The organism is Salinivibrio sp. PR5 (genome assembly GCF_001996085.1).
GTDB classification, from domain to species: domain Bacteria; phylum Pseudomonadota; class Gammaproteobacteria; order Enterobacterales; family Vibrionaceae; genus Salinivibrio; species Salinivibrio proteolyticus.
The window spans coordinates 22,917-42,414 of sequence record NZ_MUFK01000005.1 but is presented as its reverse complement, the minus strand read 5'-3'; the positions used below and the strand labels follow the sequence as shown (position 1 = coordinate 42,414).

The following is a 19,498-nucleotide window of genomic DNA, read 5'->3' as shown; positions in this document are numbered from 1 at the left end:
CTCCTTCATCGCCCACTTAGTGGCGGAAATGGCGCATACCGGTAAAGACCATCGCCATACCATGCTCATTGGCGGCAGCAATCACTTCGTCATCACGCATCGAACCGCCCGGTTGGATCACGCAGGTGATCCCAGCTTTTGCTGCAGCATCAATGCCGTCACGGAAAGGGAAGAAGGCATCGGAGGCCATCACGCTACCGGCCACTTCGAGCTGCTCATCGGCCGCTTTGATGCCAGCTATTTTCGCCGAGTAGACGCGGCTCATTTGGCCGGCGCCCACGCCGATGGTCATGCTGTCTTTGGCATACACAATCGCGTTTGATTTCACGTATTTTGCCACTTTCCAGCAAAATAGCGCATCGCTAAGCTCTTTGTCTGTAGGCTGACGCTCAGTGACAATACGCAAATCGTCTAAACCGACCATACCTTGGTCGCGTGCTTGGACTAACAAGCCGCCATTGACGCGCTTGCTATCCCACCCTGTGGTGCGCGCTTGCCATTGGCCACATTCGAGAAGACGGACGTTTTTCTTTGCCGCAACCGCTGCTTTGGCGGCCTCACTGACACGAGGTGCGATGATCACTTCAACAAATTGACGTTCAACAATGGCGAGTGCCGTGTCGCCGTCCAGCTCACGGTTAAAGGCAATAATGCCACCAAATGCTGAGGTCGGATCGGTTTGATAAGCACGCTGATAGGCGCTGAGTAAGTCTTCGCCAATGGCAACGCCACAGGGGTTGGCGTGCTTTACAATCACGCAGGCAGGCTGTTCAAACTCTTTTACGCACTCTAATGCCGCATCGGTGTCAGCGATATTGTTATAAGACAACGCCTTGCCCTGTAGTTGGGTCGCCGTTGCCACCGAGGCTTCTTGCGGTTGGGCTTCAGTATAAAACGCACCTGCCTGATGGCTGTTTTCGCCGTAGCGCATGTCTTGCTTTTTAACCCAATGTTGGGTCAGGGTGCGTGGGAATGGCGAGTCTTGGCTCTCTTCTGCCTGATGATAGGCAGGCACTTGGGTGCCAAAGTAATTCGCAATCATGGCATCGTAGGCTGCGGTGTGCTCAAACGCGGCAATGGCTAAATCAAAGCGCGTGGCATGTGTCAAAGACTGCTGGTGCTGATCCATCTCGGTAAGCACGCGATCATAGTCTTGGCTGTTCACCACAATGGTGACGTCGGCATGGTTTTTCGCCGCTGAGCGCACCATGGTTGGGCCGCCGATATCGATATTCTCGATGGCTTGCTCGCGTGTGCAATCTGGGTTGGCAACGGTTTGGGCGAACGGGTAGAGATTCACCACCACCATATCAATCGGTGCGATCTGATGCTGTTCCATTACCGCATCGTCTTGACCGCGTCGGCCCAAAATGCCGCCGTGAATTTTGGGGTGGAGGGTTTTCACGCGGCCATCCATCATTTCTGGGAAGCCGGTATGCTCGGAGACTTCGGTGACCGCGAGGCCGTTTTCTGCGAGTAAACGGGCAGTACCGCCGGTCGATAGCAGTTCGACACCGCGTTGGGCGAGAGCTTGGGCAAACTCGACCACACCGGTTTTATCAGACACGCTGAGTAACGCGCGACGAATAGGACGCAGATTTTCCATGGCTTAGTTCTCTTCACTGACAGATTGAATGCTTATCAAAGCCCATCGTGTCTATCAACAGGGATAAGCTTTATTAAACCGCCAATTGTCAAAGCGGCGACATTCTATCTGATTTTGTTTGCGCAATCGATTGCTATTTGCTGATGGCGACATTTTTATTGTTTTTATCCGGCTGTCGTTGCTCGTCTTCATGCAACGCTGGTCATAAGAGCCCGCCTTTGCTACAAAAAGAAGGTTCATCCAACATGAAAAGGAGCGGTGATGACCAAGTTGCTGCAAATCGGTGAGCTAGCCAAGCACTGTGGTGTCTCCACCGATACACTGCGTTTTTATGAAAAGTCTGGCTTGTTGGCACCGAGTGCGCGCACAGAGGGTGGATACCGGCTTTATGCCGATGATGCCATTAGCCAAGTCATGTTCATTTTGCGCGGCAAAGAAATGGGATTATCGCTTGATGAAATTCACGAGCTGTCTGACATTCGCGAAGAAGCGACCTTGCACACCTGTGCAGAAGTGAAAGGGATCACCCAGCGGCGCCTGAATGAGGTCTCAGAGAAGATAGCCGCGCTTGAGCGGGTCAAGCATGCACTGACACGCTTAAATGCCGCCTGCTGCGGTATGGACGACGATGACGCGACCCATTGCTCAATATTAGAAACCCTAGCGGACAGCGAAGATTCCAACTCATGCTGTTAAGGGAAGGTGCGTTGTACCATCAGAGAAAACAAAAACGGGCCAACCGATTGACGGCTAGCCCGTTTTATAACAGCCAAACCAATGATTGATTAGTTCATGCCGTATTTTTTCAGTTTCTTACGCAATGTACCGCGGTTGATGCCCATCATGGTGGCTGCGCGGGTTTGGTTACCGCGGGTGTATTGCATGATGGTATCCAGCAGTGGCTGCTCAACTTCTGCGAGGACAAGCTCATACAGATCGTTGACTTCCTGGCCATTCAATTGCGCTAGGTAGTTCTTCAGGGATGCTTTTACAGAGTCACGAAGTGGCTTTTGCGTAATTTGATCTTGTGAAGTTACAGTCGTTACTGTCAATGCTTCGGAAGTCAGGTTTTGTTCGAACATATTCTGTCAGCTCTTCTCGTATTTATGCAACGTTGTCGAAGTAGCCTTGCAGCGCATCGATCTGCTGTTGTGCATCTTCGATTGCGTTGAAGGTTCGGCGAAAATCGCCAATTTGATCATGCTCTTTCAGGTACCACCCCACGTGCTTACGGGCGATACGTAATCCTTTGAGCTCCCCATAAAAGTGATGAAGCTCTTGAACATGACCCAACAAAATCGTCCTAACCTCTTCTAGTGAAGGGGCAGGCAGGTACTCACCAGTGGTGAGATAGTGGTGGATTTCGCGAAAAATCCACGGGCGTCCTTGAGCAGGACGACCAATCATTAATGCATCAGCACCTGTGTAATCCAGCACATAACGTGCTTTTTCCGGAGAATCAATGTCGCCATTGGCAATCACTGGGATCGACACAGCCGCTTTGGCTGCTTTAATGCTGTCGTACTCCGCTTCCCCTTTGTACATGCAGGCGCGCGTGCGGCCATGCAGGGCAAGGGCTTGGATACCACAATCTTCCGCCATCCGGGCGATCTCTACACAGTTCTTATTGTCCGGGTCCCAACCTGTACGGGTTTTCAATGTCACCGGCACATCCACCGCGTTTACCGTGGCTTTGAGGATTTGCTCAATGAGGTCCGGTCGCGTTAGCAAGGCAGAGCCGGCTAACTTCTTATTGACCTTTTTCACTGGGCAACCCATGTTGATGTCGATGACTTGTGCCCCGTTTTCGACACAAAAGCGGGCCGCCTCGGCCATTAGCTCTGGCTCGGCACCGGCGATCTGAACCGAACGAAGGCCAGACTCGTCAATATGAACCATGCGCTTTTGCGATTTGTTCGTTCGCCATAAGGCTGGATTAGACGACATCATTTCACTGACCGCCATGCCTGCGCCGTGCGCAAGACATAACTCACGAAAAGGTCGGTCCGTGACACCTGCCATTGGGGCAACGATCAACGGGACATCCAGGTTATAAGGTCCGATACGCAAAAGCTCTAAATCCTCTGTCAGCCGCTCTGAGTCAGCAAGGGCGCGCATTTTACGCATTTTTGACGCGTCTGAAAAGGACAATATTTGAGCATTGATGGCTTGATTTTTACAGCACTTTTTGTATCAGTCGCGTTTCGCTGATTAATCAAGCATTTCGAGTAGCACGTCAACGATGACTTACCGACCTTGTTAAGGGTACGGTAAGCCGTTTGTACGACGATGCGAACGATTAAGCGGGTAACTGACCGCTAATTCGGCACCACTCTTCACGCTCTACGATCGGGTCGATAGTGAGGCTGTCGCGGTAGTGATTGGCGACGTCTTCTGCTTGGGTATCGAGGACACCAGACATCGCTAATTGGCCGCCGGGTTTGATGAGTCCTTTGATCACGCCAGACAGCTCACGGAGTGGACCGGCCAGAATATTGGCCACCACTACATCGGCTTGGAGATCGGCCGGTTGGTCTTTAGGCAAATACAAGTGCAGTTGGTCGGCGACACCGTTGCGCTCTGCGTTATCTTTGGACGCCAGTAGTGCTTGAGGATCGATATCAATGCCAATCACACGCTCGGCACCGAGTTTGATGGCGGCAATCGCAAGGATCCCAGAGCCACAACCGAAGTCGATTACCGTTTTACCGCTGAGGTCGAGTCCGTCGAGCCACTCGAGGCAAAGCGCGGTAGTCGGGTGTGATCCTGTGCCAAAGGCGAGGCCAGGGTCGAGCATCACGTTGACGGCATTATCATCAGGGACTTCACACCAAGTTGGGCAGATCCACAGGCGCTCACCAAACTGCATTGGCTTGAAGTTATCCATCCAAGCGCGTTCCCAGTCTTTATCCTCAAGCTGTTCGACCTTGTGGGCAAAGTTGTCCGCCAACAATGGGCTCGCGTTTAACACGGCCAACACGGTCGACATGTCCGCTTGGGCGTCGTATAGCGCCATGATGTCGGTTTCGCCCCACAGACGGGTTTCACCAGGCAAAGGTTCAAAAACAGGCGTGTCTTTGGCATCTAAAAAGGTGACGGAAAGGGCGCCCGCTTCTTCCATTAGTAGGTCGCCAATGGCTTCTGCATTTTCAGCAGTTGCATTCAGTTTTAATTGGATCCAAGGCATGGTGAGGTCCGTATAAAAATTAAACGCTGATTATATCAAATATCTCTCTCCTTGTGATGTACGAGTCTCCGAGGGCGACGCATTTTGCTTAGCAGAATGCGACTATTTGCCTGTTTTTTCTGCCTTAGGTACCGATTATCTTTTTCTGGTTGTTTTTTAACCATTGCATTCATAGGGTTAAATGCTGATTGATTTTTAGGCACGTTTTTTGACTCATTATGCACGCGATTTACCATAGAGGGAGTGCCACCATGAAAGATAATGGGCCAGTAACGCAGAAAGAAGTGAGGTTTGAAGGGCGCGGAGAGCTTGTTTCTGTGACTGACATGAAAGGACGTATTACTTATGTCAACGATGCATTTGTTGACATTAGTGGCTACTCCCTCAATGAGTTAATTGGCAGTGATCACTCTATGGTACGGCACCGAGACATGCCGCCAGCCGCGTTCAATGATATGTGGAAGACCATTAAGGCGGGTAAAAATTGGCGCGGTGTGGTGAAAAACCGATGCAAAAATGGGGATCATTATTGGGTGAATGCCTTTGTATGCCCGGTGGTCAAAAATGATCAGGTTGTTGGCTTTCAATCCGTACGCAGTGAGCCTACCCGTGAGGAAATAGAAAAGGCTGAAGCCTTGTATGCTCGGATGCGCAAAGATAGCTCGATAGCGATGCCTCGACCGTCATGGCTTCAGCGTCTGCAGATAAGACACTTTGTGCGTGGTATGTCCGCAGTCAGTGCGGTACTTAGCCTTGCTGTTGCTTATCAAGCGTTTATTCACGGGCTTATGTTTGCCTTTTATGCCGCTATCGGCACGATCGTGAGCGTAGTTTTATTAGCTTGGGTTGTCCGCCACCGTGTCCTGTTTACGGTGGAAAAAACCACCCGAGCCATGCGCTTGTTGGCCTCGGGTGATCTCGATAATGCGACAGAGCCAGTTCGCTATGACGAGATGGGAGAGCTGGCCGATAACTTTCGTATGGTGAAAGCACGATTTGGGGTCATTATTGGTCAAGTCATGGAGAATACCTCCCGACTGGTGCAGTACGCGGATGGACTGTCAGAGCGTGGCTATACCATGCAAAATCAGATGCATGCTCAAGTGCAACACACAACGCAAGTGGCCAGTGCGATGTCGCAAATGAGCTCGACAGTCGAAGAAGTGGCACAAAATATGACTCGTACCGCTGAAACTATTGAGCAAACCCAAGACAGTACGTGCCGAGGGGATGAGCTGGTATCGGCGGCAAGCGCAAGCATGGAACAATATATGGCAGATTTAGAGCAGACGATTGCTCAGATCCAAGCCAGTGCGGCAGAGAGTGAAAAAATTAGTACGGTCACCGAGACGATCAGCGACATTGCAGAGCAAACCAACTTGCTCGCACTGAATGCAGCCATTGAAGCGGCACGTGCTGGGGATCAGGGGCGTGGCTTTGCGGTTGTTGCCGATGAAGTACGCGGTCTGGCTCAGCGCACGCAGCAAGCGACAGGCGATATTCGCCAGATGTTGGAAGGGTTACGTGTTGGTATTGGACAAGCCTCTGAAAACATCGTGAGCAATAATCAAGTGGCGAAAGAAACCCTCACTCACATTCAAGACTCGAAGCAGATACTTCGTGACATTGTCGATCAAATTAGCCTCGTTCGGGATATGGGCGTACAGGTCGCCACTGCGGCTGATGAGCAGGCGACAGTCACCAAAGAAATGAGTCGTTCTGTCGAGCAAATTCATGAGCAAAGCTCGGCGGCCAGTCAACAAGCCTCAGAAACTGGCGAAGTAGCAAGGCAGCTTACCGAGCACTCGCAAATTCTTAAAGTGGCGTTAGCGGATTTCAAACTCAATGGTGCGAGTGACAAAGCCCACGATTTCTCTGCGATCAAGAATGCGCACTTGGCTTGGAAAAGTAAGATGCGCGCCTTTTTAAATGGCAATGCGGAAGCCATGGATAGAAAAGTGGCGTGCTCTCATCACCATTGCGGGTTGGGTAAATGGTTCTACGGCGAAGGCAAAGATATTGCGGGGCATTTGCCGGCCTATCGCCAGCTTGAAAAGCCACATGCACAGCTGCATCGTACCTTGAAGGACATCATTGACTTGCATGACAAAGGTAATCTCGAAGCGGCAAACAACAAGTATTTAGAGATCGAACCCTTATCGCACCAAGTCGTCGCAGGGATAGAGGCGTTGGAGCAGCAACTTATGCCTCGTTAGTCTCTGTATGGGGAGAAAGAGATGAAAACCTGCCGTCTCGACGCGGCAGGTTTTTTCTATGCGAAATACAGATTAAGACAATCCGAGTTTCTTCTCGAGGTAGTGAATGTTGGCCCCACCGTGTTGGAAGTGCTCATCGTTCATAATATCGATTTGCAGCGGAATATTGGTTTTAATGCCATCAATCACGGTTTCGGCCAGCGCATTGCGCATACGAGCAATCGCAACATCGCGGTTCTCACCGTAACAAATCAGCTTACCAATCATGGAGTCATAGTGAGGAGGAACACGATAGCCCGCATACACATGTGACTCCCAACGCACACCCATACCGCCTGGTGAGTGGAAACGCTCAATTTTACCCGGGCTCGGAATAAAGCGCTCTGGGTCTTCGGCATTAATACGACATTCGACCGCATGGCCGCGAATGCGAATATCATCTTGGGTAAACGACAGAGGCTGACCCGCTGCAATGCGCAGTTGCTCTTTGACCAGATCCACACCGGTAACCATTTCGGTGACAGGGTGTTCAACTTGGATACGGGTGTTCATCTCGATAAAGAAGAACTCGCCGTTTTCGTACAAGAATTCAAAGGTACCTGCGCCGCGATAACCGATTTCGATACAGGCACGGCAGCAACGCTCGCCGATAAACTTACGCATTTCATCGGTAATCCCGGGTGCTGGCGCTTCTTCAACCACCTTTTGGTGACGGCGTTGCATCGAGCAATCACGTTCACCGAGGTGAATCGCACCACCTTGGCCGTCCGCCAAGACTTGCACTTCGACGTGGCGTGGGTTTTCAAGGAATTTCTCCATGTACACCATGTCGTTGCTAAACGCGGCTTTGGCTTCGGCGCGGGTCATCGCAATGGCATCCACCAGTTCGGCTTCAGAGCGAACCACACGCATACCACGGCCACCGCCGCCGCCTGACGCTTTGATGATCACCGGGTAGCCAATACGTTTGGCGATGGTTTTGTTCTTTTCCTGATCGCTACCCAATGGGCCGTCAGAGCCAGGAACACAAGGGACGCCTGCTTTTTTCATCGCTTCGATTGCAGAGACCTTGTCACCCATCAGACGAATAGTGTCGGCTTTGGGGCCGACAAAGACAAAGCCAGAGCGCTCTACTTGCTCAGCAAAATCGGCGTTTTCCGACAAGAAGCCATAACCCGGGTGAATCGCCACCGCGCCGGTGATTTCAGCGGCGCTGATGATACGAGGAATATTTAGGTAGCTTTGGTTGCTCGGCGCAGGACCGATACAAACCGTTTCATCCGCTAACAGGACGTGCTTTAAATCGCGGTCTGCAGTGGAGTGTACCGCCACCGTTTTAATGCCGAGTTCTTTACAAGCACGCAAGATCCGTAGCGCGATTTCACCGCGGTTGGCGATAACAATTTTATCTAACATACGGCCCTCGCTTATTCGATGATTACGAGTGGTTCGTCGAACTCAACTGGCTGGCCGTCTTCACACAGAATCGCTTTTACCACACCGCTCTTATCTGCTTGGATCTGGTTCATCATCTTCATCGCTTCAACGATACACAAGGCATCACCTGCATTGACTTGGCTGCCAACTTCAACAAACGGTGCTGCATCTGGGCTTGGCGCGCGATAGAAAGTACCCACCATTGGCGAAAGAACTTGGTGACCCGTCGGTTCTGGTGCGCTTGCCGGCGCTGCGGCTGGCGCTTCTGCGGCCGTTGCTGCTGGAGCGGCAGGCGCAGGGGCTGGCATGGCATACTGTGGTGCAGCAAACTGAGGCGCGGCAGGTGATGAACGGCTGATACGTACCGACTCTTCGCCCTCAGAAATTTCGAGCTCAGCAATGCCTGACTCTTCAACCAGTTCGATCAATTTTTTGATTTTACGGATATCCATGGTGTCGTCTCTTCTTGTGTTTGTTTTACTGAGCTGCAAACGCCAAATGGCGCGCAGCTGCCGTTAATGCGAATTCGTAGCCATCTGCTCCCAACCCACAAATTACACCGACAGCCTTGTCAGAGAGGTAGGAATGATGACGGAAGGGTTCTCGAGCATGCACATTGGAAAGGTGCACCTCGATAAACGGGATCCCAACACCGAGCAACGCGTCGCGCAGGGCGACGGAGGTGTGCGTAAAAGCGGCAGGATTGATAATGATAAAATCCATCTCACCCATGGCTTGGTGAATGGCATCAATCAGGTTGGCTTCACTGTTGGATTGTAAGTGCTCAAGGTGAAGCCCTAAGGTTGCCGCTTGGGCATGCAACGCGGCGACAATTTGATCGAGCGTTTGGCTACCGTAGTGATCGGGTTCACGCTGGCCTAGCAAATTGAGGTTTGGGCCATTTAAGACTAAAACACGGTTATTTGTAGACATCTTGACGCTTACTTCTCCTATTTGCTGTCAATATGCAGCACTTTGTGGATTCCAGCCTGATGGCATGCTGAATGGGCTTCAAGCACGCCGATTTGTCCTTAGTGGGCTCAATTATAGAGAATTCACCGCAAATCGCAGCAAAATACTGGTCTAATCAGCACACTTTCCCTTTATGGTGTAGCAAAAACTGTCGCGATTGTCGATTGCTGTACTGTCAAGGTTATGTGTTTTTTATCGACGATAAGGATAGGAGTGGTGTTCGCCCAGACAGTTCAGTGGCACAGATCATAAAAACAAAAAAAGCCGCCCGTAGGCGGCAAAGGTTGCTAAGCAATCGTGTCGTTGCGCTACACCACGTTTTCTTTCTCGGCAATCAGCTTGTCGACCACACTCGGATCGGCCAGCGTTGAGGTGTCGCCAAGGCTACCAGTATCACCGGTGGCGATTTTGCGCAGAATACGGCGCATGATTTTTCCTGAACGTGTTTTGGGTAAGGCGTCGGTCCAATGGATAAAATCGGGCGTCGCAATAGGACCAATCTCTTTGCGTACCCACTCTTTCACCTCTTTATGCAGCTCGGCGCTGGGCACCTCACCAGCGTTCAGAGTGATGTAGGCATAAATCGCTTGGCCTTTGATGTCGTGTGGCACACCCACGATGGCGGCTTCGGCAATTTTATCAAAGGCCACCAACGCGGACTCGATTTCTGCGGTCCCCATTCGGTGGCCAGATACGTTAAGGACATCATCGACACGACCTGTAATCCAGTAGTAGCCGTCCTCATCGCGACGCGCGCCGTCACCGGTAAAGTACATGCCCTTGAAGGTTGAGAAATACGTTTGCTCAAAGCGGTCGTGGTCGCCAAACACGGTACGCATTTGTCCCGGCCACGAGTCCAGCATCACCAAATTCCCTTCAGCCGCGCCATCGACAATGTTGCCGACGTTATCGACCAACGCTGGTTGTACCCCAAAGAAGGGTCGGGTGGCAGAACCGGGTTTAAGCGCGGTCGCGCCGGGTAAGGGGGTGATCAATATGCCGCCAGTTTCTGTTTGCCACCACGTATCCACAATCGGGCTTTGACGATTACCAATGGTGGTGTAGTACCATTCCCAAGCTTCTGGGTTAATGGGTTCACCCACCGAGCCCATAATGCGCAGTGAGCTACGTGTCGTTCCCTCAACGGCTTCGTTACCTTTGGCCATCAACGCGCGGATGGCGGTCGGTGCGGTATATAAAATATTCACTTGGTGTTTATCAACCACTTCGCTCATGCGGGCGGTTGATGGGTAGGTGGGCACGCCTTCAAATAAAATCGTCTTCGCGCCATTAGCTAGCGGGCCATAAATGAGATAGCTGTGGCCGGTGATCCAACCCACATCGGCAGTACACCAGAACACCTCCCCGTCTTGATAATCAAAAACGTATTTGAAGGTCATCGCAGCATACACGAGGTAGCCGCCTGTGGTATGCAGTACCCCTTTTGGCGTCCCGGTTGAGCCAGATGTATAGAGGATAAATAAAGGATCTTCGGCATTCATTTCTTCGGGAGGGCAATCGGTTGATGCATTTGCGGTGGCTTCATACCACCACACGTCGCGACCTTCGTGCCAATCAACTTGCCCCCCTGTGCGTTTGAAAACCAGCACGTTATTGACTGACGTGACTTTGCTGTTGGCAAGGGCTTCATCGACGTTCTTTTTCAATGGTACTGCACGGCCGCCACGAACGCCTTCATCCGCGGTAACCACGACTTTAGCGTTGGAGTCGATAATACGTCCCGCCAGCGCTTCAGGTGAGAAACCGCCAAATACCACTGTGTGCACGGCGCCAATACGGGCACAGGCGAGCATCGCGACCGCGGCTTCCATGACCATCGGCATATAAAGACAGACTACATCACCCTTTTTCACGCCATTGTCTTTAAGCGCATTGGCAAATTGGCACACCTGTTGGTGGAGCTGCTTGTAGGTTAGCGTGGCATCGTCCTTCGGATCGTCTCCTTCCCAAATTAAGGCAACCTGATCGCCTTTGTCGTTAAGATGACGATCGATACAGTTGGCGGCCACATTCAAGGTACCATCTTCAAACCAACGAATATCGACGTGGCCGGTATCAAAAGAGGTATGTTTCACCTTGGTATAGGGTTTGATCCAATCAAGAATTTGCCCGTGTTCGCGCCAAAAGCCTTCGGGATCGGTCACTGATTGCTGATAAAGCGCTTGGTAGGTGGCTTCATCCGCGTGTGCCTTTTGTGCAATTGAAGGCATGACGGGGTATACGTGACTATCGCTCATCCTGTTTCTCCTCGTGTCCGCGTAATCTCATGCGGCGCTTCCATGTCGTGAGATGTCAGGCTGTACCGCTGCCTGGCAAATGAAAACCATGCCCTTAAAGGTGTGACAGTTCGTGGGGTCCGGCAATTAGACTTTAGGATGAGGCCATTGATTTATAAGTATTTTGTGCGCTTGTTGGACCATAGATTGCGGGATTGATCTCACTTTTTGTGCAATACGTGTCGTAACGCTGGGTCGCTGTTGGCTATTGCGAACGTAGCATAGGCATGTCGCCATATTGCAAGCGCACGTAAATCAAAGCGGCGGCGATAGTATCGTCCAGTGCATCATGACGGGCGGGCAAAGGGAGGTCTAAATGGCGACTGATCGCTTCCATGCTGATGTCATGGTAGGCATTGGGCAGTAAACGCTCTAATTGACGTTGATAAATATCGCTAACTTCAATCACGGGATTGGGTAACGGAAAGCCTAAAAAACGCCGTGCGTAGCGATCTAAGATCGTTTTGTCGTAGCGAATGTGGTAGCCAACCAAAGGATGGTTATGGATGAAGGCGATTAACGTCGTCATGGCTTGCTCAGCGCTGACACCCTGTTCAAGATCTTGATGGCGCAACTGATGAATGCGGACCGAGCCTGCGTTCAAGCTTTTTGGCGCCACTAAGGTCAAGGTGAGCGCCTGGCTGGTGAGTATTCGATTCCCTTGAATCGGAGTGGCGGCGATAGTGACGAGTTCTGCACGCTCTGGATCCAAGCTGGTGGTTTCGCAGTCGAGTGAGATCACTGTGCTGCGATCCGAGGGTAAGAAGAGCGCGCGGTAGGACGATGTCCGCAATCGGTAGCGGTACCATTGACGTGACAACCAGTTCACTCTAGTCCCTCACATGGTAGTGGTAGGCGAGGGATTCTTTGAATTTTTTTACCACGTGGAGGCCGTGGCGTAAAAGATCTCGCTCGCTGGAAGGAAGCGCAGAGACATCGATATAGTTACTCTGTTGCTCACCACTTAATTGTTGGCGTAACCGCAGTCGGATAAATAGCTTCAGCGCCTCGGCGAGATTCTCTGCCGTTTCTTCGGCCAGTGTCCCTATGGTGGCCAGCCTCTCAATCCGCTCAAAGGTATTGGTTTCGCTGACCCCTTTTTCTAGGCTCATAGTGCGAATGCCGTGCACAATCGGGAAGATGCCGCCTTTTTTGATGTCGAGCCCTTCTTTACCACTCTTTAATGAGCCAAATACCGTCAAAGGGACTTTGAACGCCAATGCCGGGCGCACAAAGGTATTTAAGGTCAGCATATTATCGGTGAGCGAGGCTTTAAGTGGCGTTTGAATCGCGTCGATAAGCTGGCTGTCGCCCGCAACAGGATGCGCATCGGCGAGAATGGCTAAATCCATCACGCTTTGATGATTAGCACTTTGCGCTAAGTTACGAATGGTTTGTTGCCATTGAGACGCGCTTTTCACCCACTTAGGGTTACTGACCATCACCTGCCCAGGGCAGGGCGGATAGCCGAGTAGATTTAAGGTATGTGAAAAGGCCTCCATCACGGTTTGGCACTCGGGCCAGGTGAGATCATCGGCCAAAATGAGTGCGTTATCTTGATCGGTTTTAAGTACTTGCTCGCCGCGCCCTTCCGAGCCCATCACCACCAAACAGCATTGCTGCTGATAGGGCTCGGGCACGATGAGGCGAAACGCTTTTTCCATGATTTGTTCATTCACGGTCGCGATGAGCTTCATCACAAAGCGGGTGTGGATACCGTTGTTAAACAGGGTATGAACCAATTTGCTTTGGCTATTTGCCGCTAACACCAGTTCATCGACGGTTTGCGCGCGTGCAATGCGTAAGTTAAGCACATGAGAATGGGTGGAGAATAAGCTCAATACTTGCGGCAGGTCGAGCGTGCCTACGGTCTGTCCCTGATCATCGACGACACGGACACGCTTCACTCGCTGACGCGTCATGGTGATCATGGCATGAAAGAGAAAGTCCCCTCGCTCGACACTTATCACGGGGCGGGTGGCGATATTTCCCACCGGGACCGATTGGTCATGGCCGTCGAGTACCAAGGCATGCAGTAGATTGGTGCGGGTAATAATGCCGCAGCTCCCATCCTCGTAATCAACCAAGGCACAATCACAGCGTTGTGTTTTCATTTTTGCGGTGGCGTCACTAAGGGGCACATCGGGTGTTACGCACAGCGCTGGTTGAATATTGCTATCGTCAATGCGAGTGAGCATGAACTCGGCTAAGTTCTGTTGTTGGCGAGCTTGTGCGATTAGCTGCTGACGGCGCTGTAAGTTGGTATCGAAGTAAGCACTAAAATCTTGATTGGTATGATAAATGGCGAGGAACACCTCGGCAGGCAGTAAGTGACATAAAGTATCTTCTAGGGCGCGATATTGGTGCTTGGCGGTACCGTTTAATATCGCTGGGACATCAAATAGATCATCCGTGGTGTAGTGCGAAAAGGTTTCTTTGCCGTCTTCCGACACCTCTTCCACACTGCCTTTGATAATGATAAAGAGCTGATCGCCACTATCACCGGCGGCGAGCAGCGTATCGCCACGTCGGAAGTAGGCAACGTCTATGGCTTGGCGGCATTGCTTGACTTGGGACGCCGTTAGGCAATCAAACGGTGCATGAGAGGTGTCAAACGGTTCAGGCATAATCGCACTCCCCACAATAATATTTCTAGTGTGTCGCACGTTACCTGTTCCGGCTAGCCGACTTTAGTCTAGCCAGTTGCGGCGAAACCTAGGCTGAGATCAACGAAGTGATGAGGATATTCGCTGAGTAGGGGTTTTTTTCATGTCAAAGAGTTGAGACACTTAGCCGCGAATCTATCTTGATGTGAAGTAATGAAATGAGCTTGTCCCACTGTTCTCCTTTTCGTTGGCTGTCAGAGTACTTTGGCGGTTTCTTTTTCTCTTACGGAGTCTACTTGCCGTTTTGGGCGGTTTGGTTTGATTACATGGGGTTGCATGCCGGGGTGATTGGTACGCTGATTGGCTTGGGCTTTGCAACTCGTTGTGTGGCCAACTTAGTGTTTACTCCCAAAGTGCAGCGGGTGGAGTCGCTACTGCCTGCACTTCGTGGCTTAACCTTAATGGCGTTGTTAACCTGTGCCTTGCACCCTGTAATGGGAGCGAACATTGCGTGGCTCGCGTTGGTGACTGTGCTCTTTAATCTGGCGATTGGGCCATCGGTGCCTTTGTCCGACGCGTTAGCGAACTATTATGCACGTCATCAGATTATCGACTATGGTCGAACACGCTTATGGGGGTCGATTGCTTTTATTGTCGGGTCAAGCTTGACAGGATGGCTGGTAACCGAGGAAACCGCCGCGATTATCCCTTGGGTTGCGATTGGAGGCTTGTCGGCTTGCTTGCTGTTAACCTTACGTCGCCCGACAGTAATGCCGGAAAGTGAGCATGACGCGGCCCACAGTAAGGTGTCGATGCGCCAACTTTTTCGTGACCCTCACATTGTGGTATTCCTGCTGATCGCCTCCTTGCTACAAGGCAGTCATGCCGCGTATTACAGTTTTAGCGCTATCTATTGGAAGCATGCCGGTTACAGCGAAAGCATCGTGGGCTATTTGTGGAGTCTGGGTGTGGTCTCGGAAGTGGCGGTTTTTGCGCTGGGCGCACGTCTTTTTGGTGGCTGGTCTGCCAAAGCCTTATTCCGTCTTGCCGCTCTCGGCGTGTTAGTGCGATGGGGGATCACTGGCTCAACGACAGCCTTAGTGCCAGTGATAATGGTACAACTTCTCCACGGAATTACCTTTGCCGCCGCCCATTTGGGTGCCATGCAATATATTCAACGCGAATGTGGGACGCGCCTTGTCGCGGTACAAGCCGCCTATAATGCCCTTCCCATGGGCGCGGTGGTCGCGGCGCTGACGGCAGCTAGCGGTTGGGTATATGACTTTTCTCCAGCGTGGACCTTCTATGCGATGGCGTTGCTGGCACTGCCGGCGCTGTTACTGCCTTTGCATGAACCTCAGTACCAACAAGCAAGAAAGGCCCGCTTGCAGCAAAGTTAGCCACGAGGCCCACAAAGCCGAGACAGGAAGATTGAGCCGGTGTCTGTCGCGTGTTACACCCTTCTAGGCGGACGAAAAATACGCAGGGGTCAGGAAGGGAGTCATGACACAAGGCTGGGTAATTGTCTCGGTTTCACTACTGTACATGGGGACGCTGTTTGCCATCGCATGGTATGGCGACAGCCGCCCGCGTTGGCTACGAACGTGGCGCCCTTGGATCTATAGCCTTTCTATCGCGGTCTATTGTACCTCGTGGACTTTCTTCGGTACGGTCGGTCAAGCCTCTAGCTCGCCGTGGTCGTTTTTACCTATCTATTTAGCGCCCATTTTAGTGTTCACGCTGGGATGGCGCTTTCTCGCCCGCATGATCTTAATTGCCAAACGAGAGCACATCACTTCGATTGCCGACTTTATCGCGGCACGTTATGGCAAATCACAAGGATTGGCGGTGGTGGTTACCTTGATTGCTGTCATCGGTGTTCTGCCCTATATCGCGCTGCAGCTGCGCGGTATCGCTATGGGGTTAGATGTGCTTTCGCCTGAGCTCGGAGCCAGTATTGGCCTAGAGCAACCCCAAGTAGCATGGTTGGTATGCATCTCGCTCGCGATGTTCACCGTGTTATTCGGTACACGCCATATCGATAGCACCGAGCACCATCGCGGTATGATGATGGCGATTGCGTTTGAATCGGTGATCAAACTGGTCGCCTTTTTGGGCATTGGCGTATTTGTGGTGGCACTCTTGTTTCAAGCGCCGAGCTTGCCCATGAGTCTCGAAGAGTCTGGCGTAATCGGACGGCCGGATATTGGTAATTTAATCATTCATACCTTTCTAACGGCCGCAGCCATTATTTGTTTGCCGCGCCAGTTTCATACCATGGTGGTGGAGAATACCCGTGCCAGCGATCTCAATACTGCCCGCAAAGTATTCCCTACCTATTTATTACTGATGTTGGTATTTGTTTTGCCACTCGCGTACGCCGGACAAATGCTGATCCCAGACGCCCCAGCGGATACGTATGTGATTCGTTTGCCCTTATCGGTTGGTGCCGAAGGCATGGCGTTATTGGCTTTCATGGGGGGCGCATCAGCGGCGAGTGGTATGGTCATTGTCTCGACCATTGCGCTTGCCATTATGGTCTCGAATGATCTGGTGTTGCCCCTTTTGCTGCGGCGGATGAAGATGACGTCGCGTAACTTCACGCAGTTCTCTGGCCTTTTGCTCAACGTCCGTCGCGCCTTAATTTTCCTGATTCTTATTGCCGCTTGGGGCTTTTACCACCTGATTTTAACGGTGCCAACTTTATCAGAAATTGGCTTTCTCTCTTTTGCGGCCATTGCGCAGTTTGCTCCCGCGATGATCGGTGCCTTATATTGGCGCCAAGGTAATAAGAAAGGCGTGTATGCCGGCTTGGCGGTAGGATTTAGCTTGTGGCTGATCACCATGATGACGCAAACCGGGATGCTTGCCGGCGATGGGCAGAGCAACTTGTTGATTTGGGTGATCACACCACCGGCGATTGCGCCTATTGCAACGCTAGATCCCATCGATTGGGGCTTGGCATTTAGTGTGTTAATGAACGCTGCCAGTTTTGTGGCCGTGTCACTGTTAACCCGACCGTCTTTGAGTGAGCGACTGCAAGCCGCCGCGTTTGTGGGCATGCCGCTACCAGAAAGTGAAGATGCACGCCTATATCAAAGTCGAGTCACGGTGGCAGAACTGGAAATGCTTGCGGCCCGTTTTGTCGGCCGGCGGCGGATGCGTCAGGCATTTAGCCAATTTGCCGATCAACGTGGCGAAGACTTGATCCCGCAACAGCAAGCAAGTGCCCCTTTGATTCGTCATACTGAACGCGTGTTGGCGGGAGTGTTTGGGGCATCGTCTGCGCGGCTGGTGCTATCGTCTGCCTTACAAGGGCGGAATATGCAGCTGGAAGAAATTGCCACCATTGTTGATGAAGCGTCTGAGTTGTTTGATTTCTCGCGCGGTTTGCTCCAAGGCGCTATTGAACATATTAATCAAGGGATCTCGGTGGTCGACAAACAGCTACGGCTGGTGGCGTGGAACCAACGTTATATTGATATGTTTCAGTTTCCACCCGGATTGATTCAGGTGGGACGCCCGGTGGCTGATTTGATTCGCTTTAATGCCCAACGCGGACTTTGTGGACCGGGCGATCCGGAAGAGCATGTAGAGAAACGAGTCCATCATTTAACACGCCGTCAGCCGCATACCTCCTCACGTGTGCACCCTGATGGACGGGTCATTGAGCTCCAAGGTAACCCCATGCCCGGTGGTGGGTTCGTGATGACCTTTACCGACATTACTGCGTTTCGCCAAGCGGAGGCGGCGCTTAAGCAATCCAATGAAACCTTGGAAGCACGAGTGACGGAGCGCACCCGTGAGCTTGAATCCCTCAATAGCCGTTTGATTGATGCCACCCGTAAAGCTGAATCGGCGTCTCAGTCGAAAAGCCGTTTTCTCGCGGCGGTCAGTCACGACTTGATGCAGCCTTTGAATGCGGCGCGCTTATTTGCCTCCTCGCTATCGGAGATTGCCCATAATGCCGACACGCAACGGGTTGCTGGCCACATTGAAAGCGCACTGGAAGGGGCAGAGGATTTGATTGGTGACTTGCTGGATATCTCGCGATTAGAGTCGGGCAAGATGAAAGCACGGATTGAACACTTTGCATTAAATGATGTACTCACGGCATTGGAAGCAGAGTTTGGCGTATTGGCCAACCAACAAGGCATGCGCTTTGATGTTCAACACTGCCAAGGTTGGGTACGTTCAGATAAAAAACTGCTTCGCCGCGTACTGCAAAACTTTTTGACCAATGCCTTTCGCTATAACCCGAGGGGGCGGGTGTTATTGGGAGTACGTCGCGAAGAAAACCGATACCGTATTGAAGTGTGGGATGATGGAGCAGGGATCCCGCATGATCGTCAGCAAGATATTTTCCAAGAATTTACTCGCCTTGACCGTCAAGGTGCAGAGCAAGGATTGGGGCTGGGACTTGCGATCGCGAAAGGGATCAGCCAGATCTTACAGCAGCCGCTTGGGTTGCGCTCTTGGCCCGGCAAAGGCACGGTTTTTTCTATCTCGGTTGATCAAGGCACTCCCGAGGCCGTGGTGCCCGCCGAGCCGCGCTCACACAGTGATGTTGCAGCGAGTGCGCTGAAAGGATGCCGTGTGCTGTGTGTGGATAACGAAGCCGATATTCTAACCGGCATGGCACAGCTATTGTCACGCTGGGGCTGTGATGTCCGTTGTGCGCCGGATGTCAGTGGCGCGATGCAACAAATTAATGATGATTGGCACCCAGAGTTTGTGCTCAGTGACTACCATTTAGCTAATCAACAAACGGGGTTGCAGGTCTTACAACAATGTCAGTTGCGTTTAGGGCGCTGTTTCCGTGGCGCGATTATCAGCGCAGATCGCAGTGCTGACATTCAACAATCGGTCACTGGACTGGGGTTTGCTTACATTTCCAAGCCAGTAAAACCACTCAAACTTCGCGCTTTATTACAGCAACGAGGACAGTAATGGATCCATTTAGTATTTCTCGTCTCGACACAGACATTGGCACGGTCCGAGTGGAAGGTCGGTTTAATCCCGTGGATGGACATATCGACATAGACGACCTTGCCCATTTGGACAGCAATGGCTGGACGGACGTGAACCACTGGCTGACGGAGCAGGCCTATGAGCATAAAGTCGCCACGATCGTGCACGCCATTCGTGGCTACTTAATCGGAAGTGATGCGTAGCAA

15 protein-coding genes are annotated in these 19,498 nt (G+C 51.8%); 5 read left to right on the top strand and 10 right to left on the bottom strand.

The features are described from left to right. Positions 1 to 16: 16 nt before the first annotated feature. Positions 17 to 1,606 carry a bifunctional phosphoribosylaminoimidazolecarboxamide formyltransferase/IMP cyclohydrolase gene (gene purH / locus BZG82_RS03355; RefSeq protein ID WP_077765160.1) on the bottom strand — a complete coding sequence of 530 codons (1,590 nt, stop codon included), beginning with the start codon at positions 1,604 to 1,606 and terminating at the stop codon, positions 17 to 19. A gap of 270 nt (positions 1,607 to 1,876) precedes the next feature. Between purH and zntR the strand changes: the two genes are divergently transcribed. Beyond that, on the top strand, positions 1,877 to 2,302 hold the full coding sequence (gene zntR / locus BZG82_RS03350; protein ID WP_394329759.1) for a Zn(2+)-responsive transcriptional regulator: 426 nt from the start codon (positions 1,877 to 1,879) through the stop codon (positions 2,300 to 2,302). Between the two features lie 89 nt (positions 2,303 to 2,391). Here zntR and fis read toward each other — a convergent pair whose 3' ends face one another. From fis to prmA, 3 genes are all read right to left on the bottom strand, one after another. Further along, on the bottom strand, positions 2,392 to 2,688 hold the full coding sequence (fis, locus tag BZG82_RS03345) for a DNA-binding transcriptional regulator Fis (protein ID WP_002542007.1): 297 nt from the start codon (positions 2,686 to 2,688) through the stop codon (positions 2,392 to 2,394). Positions 2,689 to 2,710: 22 nt separating this feature from the next. Beyond that, positions 2,711 to 3,676 carry a tRNA dihydrouridine synthase DusB gene (gene dusB, locus BZG82_RS03340; protein ID WP_069587013.1) on the bottom strand — a complete coding sequence of 322 codons (966 nt, stop codon included), beginning with the start codon at positions 3,674 to 3,676 and terminating at the stop codon, positions 2,711 to 2,713. 229 nt (positions 3,677 to 3,905) lie between these two features. Further along, the gene (gene prmA, locus BZG82_RS03335; protein WP_077479071.1) at positions 3,906 to 4,793 is read right to left on the bottom strand and encodes a 50S ribosomal protein L11 methyltransferase; all 888 of its coding nucleotides are present in this window, start codon (positions 4,791 to 4,793) and stop codon (positions 3,906 to 3,908) included. A 251-nt stretch (positions 4,794 to 5,044) separates the two neighbouring features. Between prmA and BZG82_RS03330 the strand changes: the two genes are divergently transcribed. Further along, on the top strand, positions 5,045 to 7,009 hold the full coding sequence (locus BZG82_RS03330) for a methyl-accepting chemotaxis protein (RefSeq protein ID WP_158074928.1): 1,965 nt from the start codon (positions 5,045 to 5,047) through the stop codon (positions 7,007 to 7,009). A 72-nt stretch (positions 7,010 to 7,081) separates the two neighbouring features. Here the strand turns inward: BZG82_RS03330 and accC are convergent, their stop codons facing one another. From accC to BZG82_RS03300, 6 genes are all read right to left on the bottom strand, one after another. Further along, a complete protein-coding gene (gene accC, locus BZG82_RS03325; RefSeq protein ID WP_069586982.1) occupies positions 7,082 to 8,425 on the bottom strand; it encodes an acetyl-CoA carboxylase biotin carboxylase subunit in 1,344 nt (447 codons plus the stop codon). Between the two features lie 11 nt (positions 8,426 to 8,436). Beyond that, positions 8,437 to 8,898 (bottom strand): acetyl-CoA carboxylase biotin carboxyl carrier protein, encoded by a 462-nt coding sequence (gene accB, locus BZG82_RS03320; protein WP_077456057.1) that lies wholly within the window; start codon positions 8,896 to 8,898, stop codon positions 8,437 to 8,439. A gap of 25 nt (positions 8,899 to 8,923) precedes the next feature. Continuing rightward, positions 8,924 to 9,379 (bottom strand): type II 3-dehydroquinate dehydratase, encoded by a 456-nt coding sequence (aroQ, locus tag BZG82_RS03315; protein WP_077479074.1) that lies wholly within the window; start codon positions 9,377 to 9,379, stop codon positions 8,924 to 8,926. Between the two features lie 347 nt (positions 9,380 to 9,726). Further along, complete coding sequence (acs, locus tag BZG82_RS03310) at positions 9,727 to 11,676, bottom strand: acetate--CoA ligase (RefSeq protein ID WP_077765159.1); 1,950 nt, start codon at positions 11,674 to 11,676, stop codon at positions 9,727 to 9,729. Between the two features lie 244 nt (positions 11,677 to 11,920). Next, positions 11,921 to 12,544, bottom strand: coding sequence for a 3'-5' exonuclease (locus BZG82_RS03305; protein ID WP_069586978.1), 624 nt, complete (start codon positions 12,542 to 12,544; stop codon positions 11,921 to 11,923). Between the two features lies 1 nt (position 12,545). Then, on the bottom strand, positions 12,546 to 14,342 hold the full coding sequence (locus BZG82_RS03300) for a DUF294 nucleotidyltransferase-like domain-containing protein (protein WP_077663334.1): 1,797 nt from the start codon (positions 14,340 to 14,342) through the stop codon (positions 12,546 to 12,548). A gap of 197 nt (positions 14,343 to 14,539) precedes the next feature. On the opposite strand from BZG82_RS03300, the gene BZG82_RS03295 reads away from it, so the two are divergent. The 3 genes from BZG82_RS03295 (at position 14,540) to BZG82_RS03285 (ending at position 19,495) form a co-directional block, all read left to right on the top strand. After that, the gene (locus tag BZG82_RS03295) at positions 14,540 to 15,721 is read left to right on the top strand and encodes a 3-phenylpropionate MFS transporter (RefSeq protein ID WP_077663335.1); all 1,182 of its coding nucleotides are present in this window, start codon (positions 14,540 to 14,542) and stop codon (positions 15,719 to 15,721) included. A 103-nt stretch (positions 15,722 to 15,824) separates the two neighbouring features. Next, positions 15,825 to 19,271: a hybrid sensor histidine kinase/response regulator gene (locus BZG82_RS03290; RefSeq protein ID WP_077663336.1), complete on the top strand. Its 3,447-nt coding sequence runs from the start codon at positions 15,825 to 15,827 to the stop codon at positions 19,269 to 19,271. Further along, positions 19,271 to 19,495 carry a hypothetical protein gene (locus tag BZG82_RS03285; protein WP_077765158.1) on the top strand — a complete coding sequence of 75 codons (225 nt, stop codon included), beginning with the start codon at positions 19,271 to 19,273 and terminating at the stop codon, positions 19,493 to 19,495. The genes BZG82_RS03290 and BZG82_RS03285 overlap by 1 nt, the downstream gene beginning before the upstream one ends. The last annotated feature ends 3 nt before the right edge of the window (positions 19,496 to 19,498 follow it).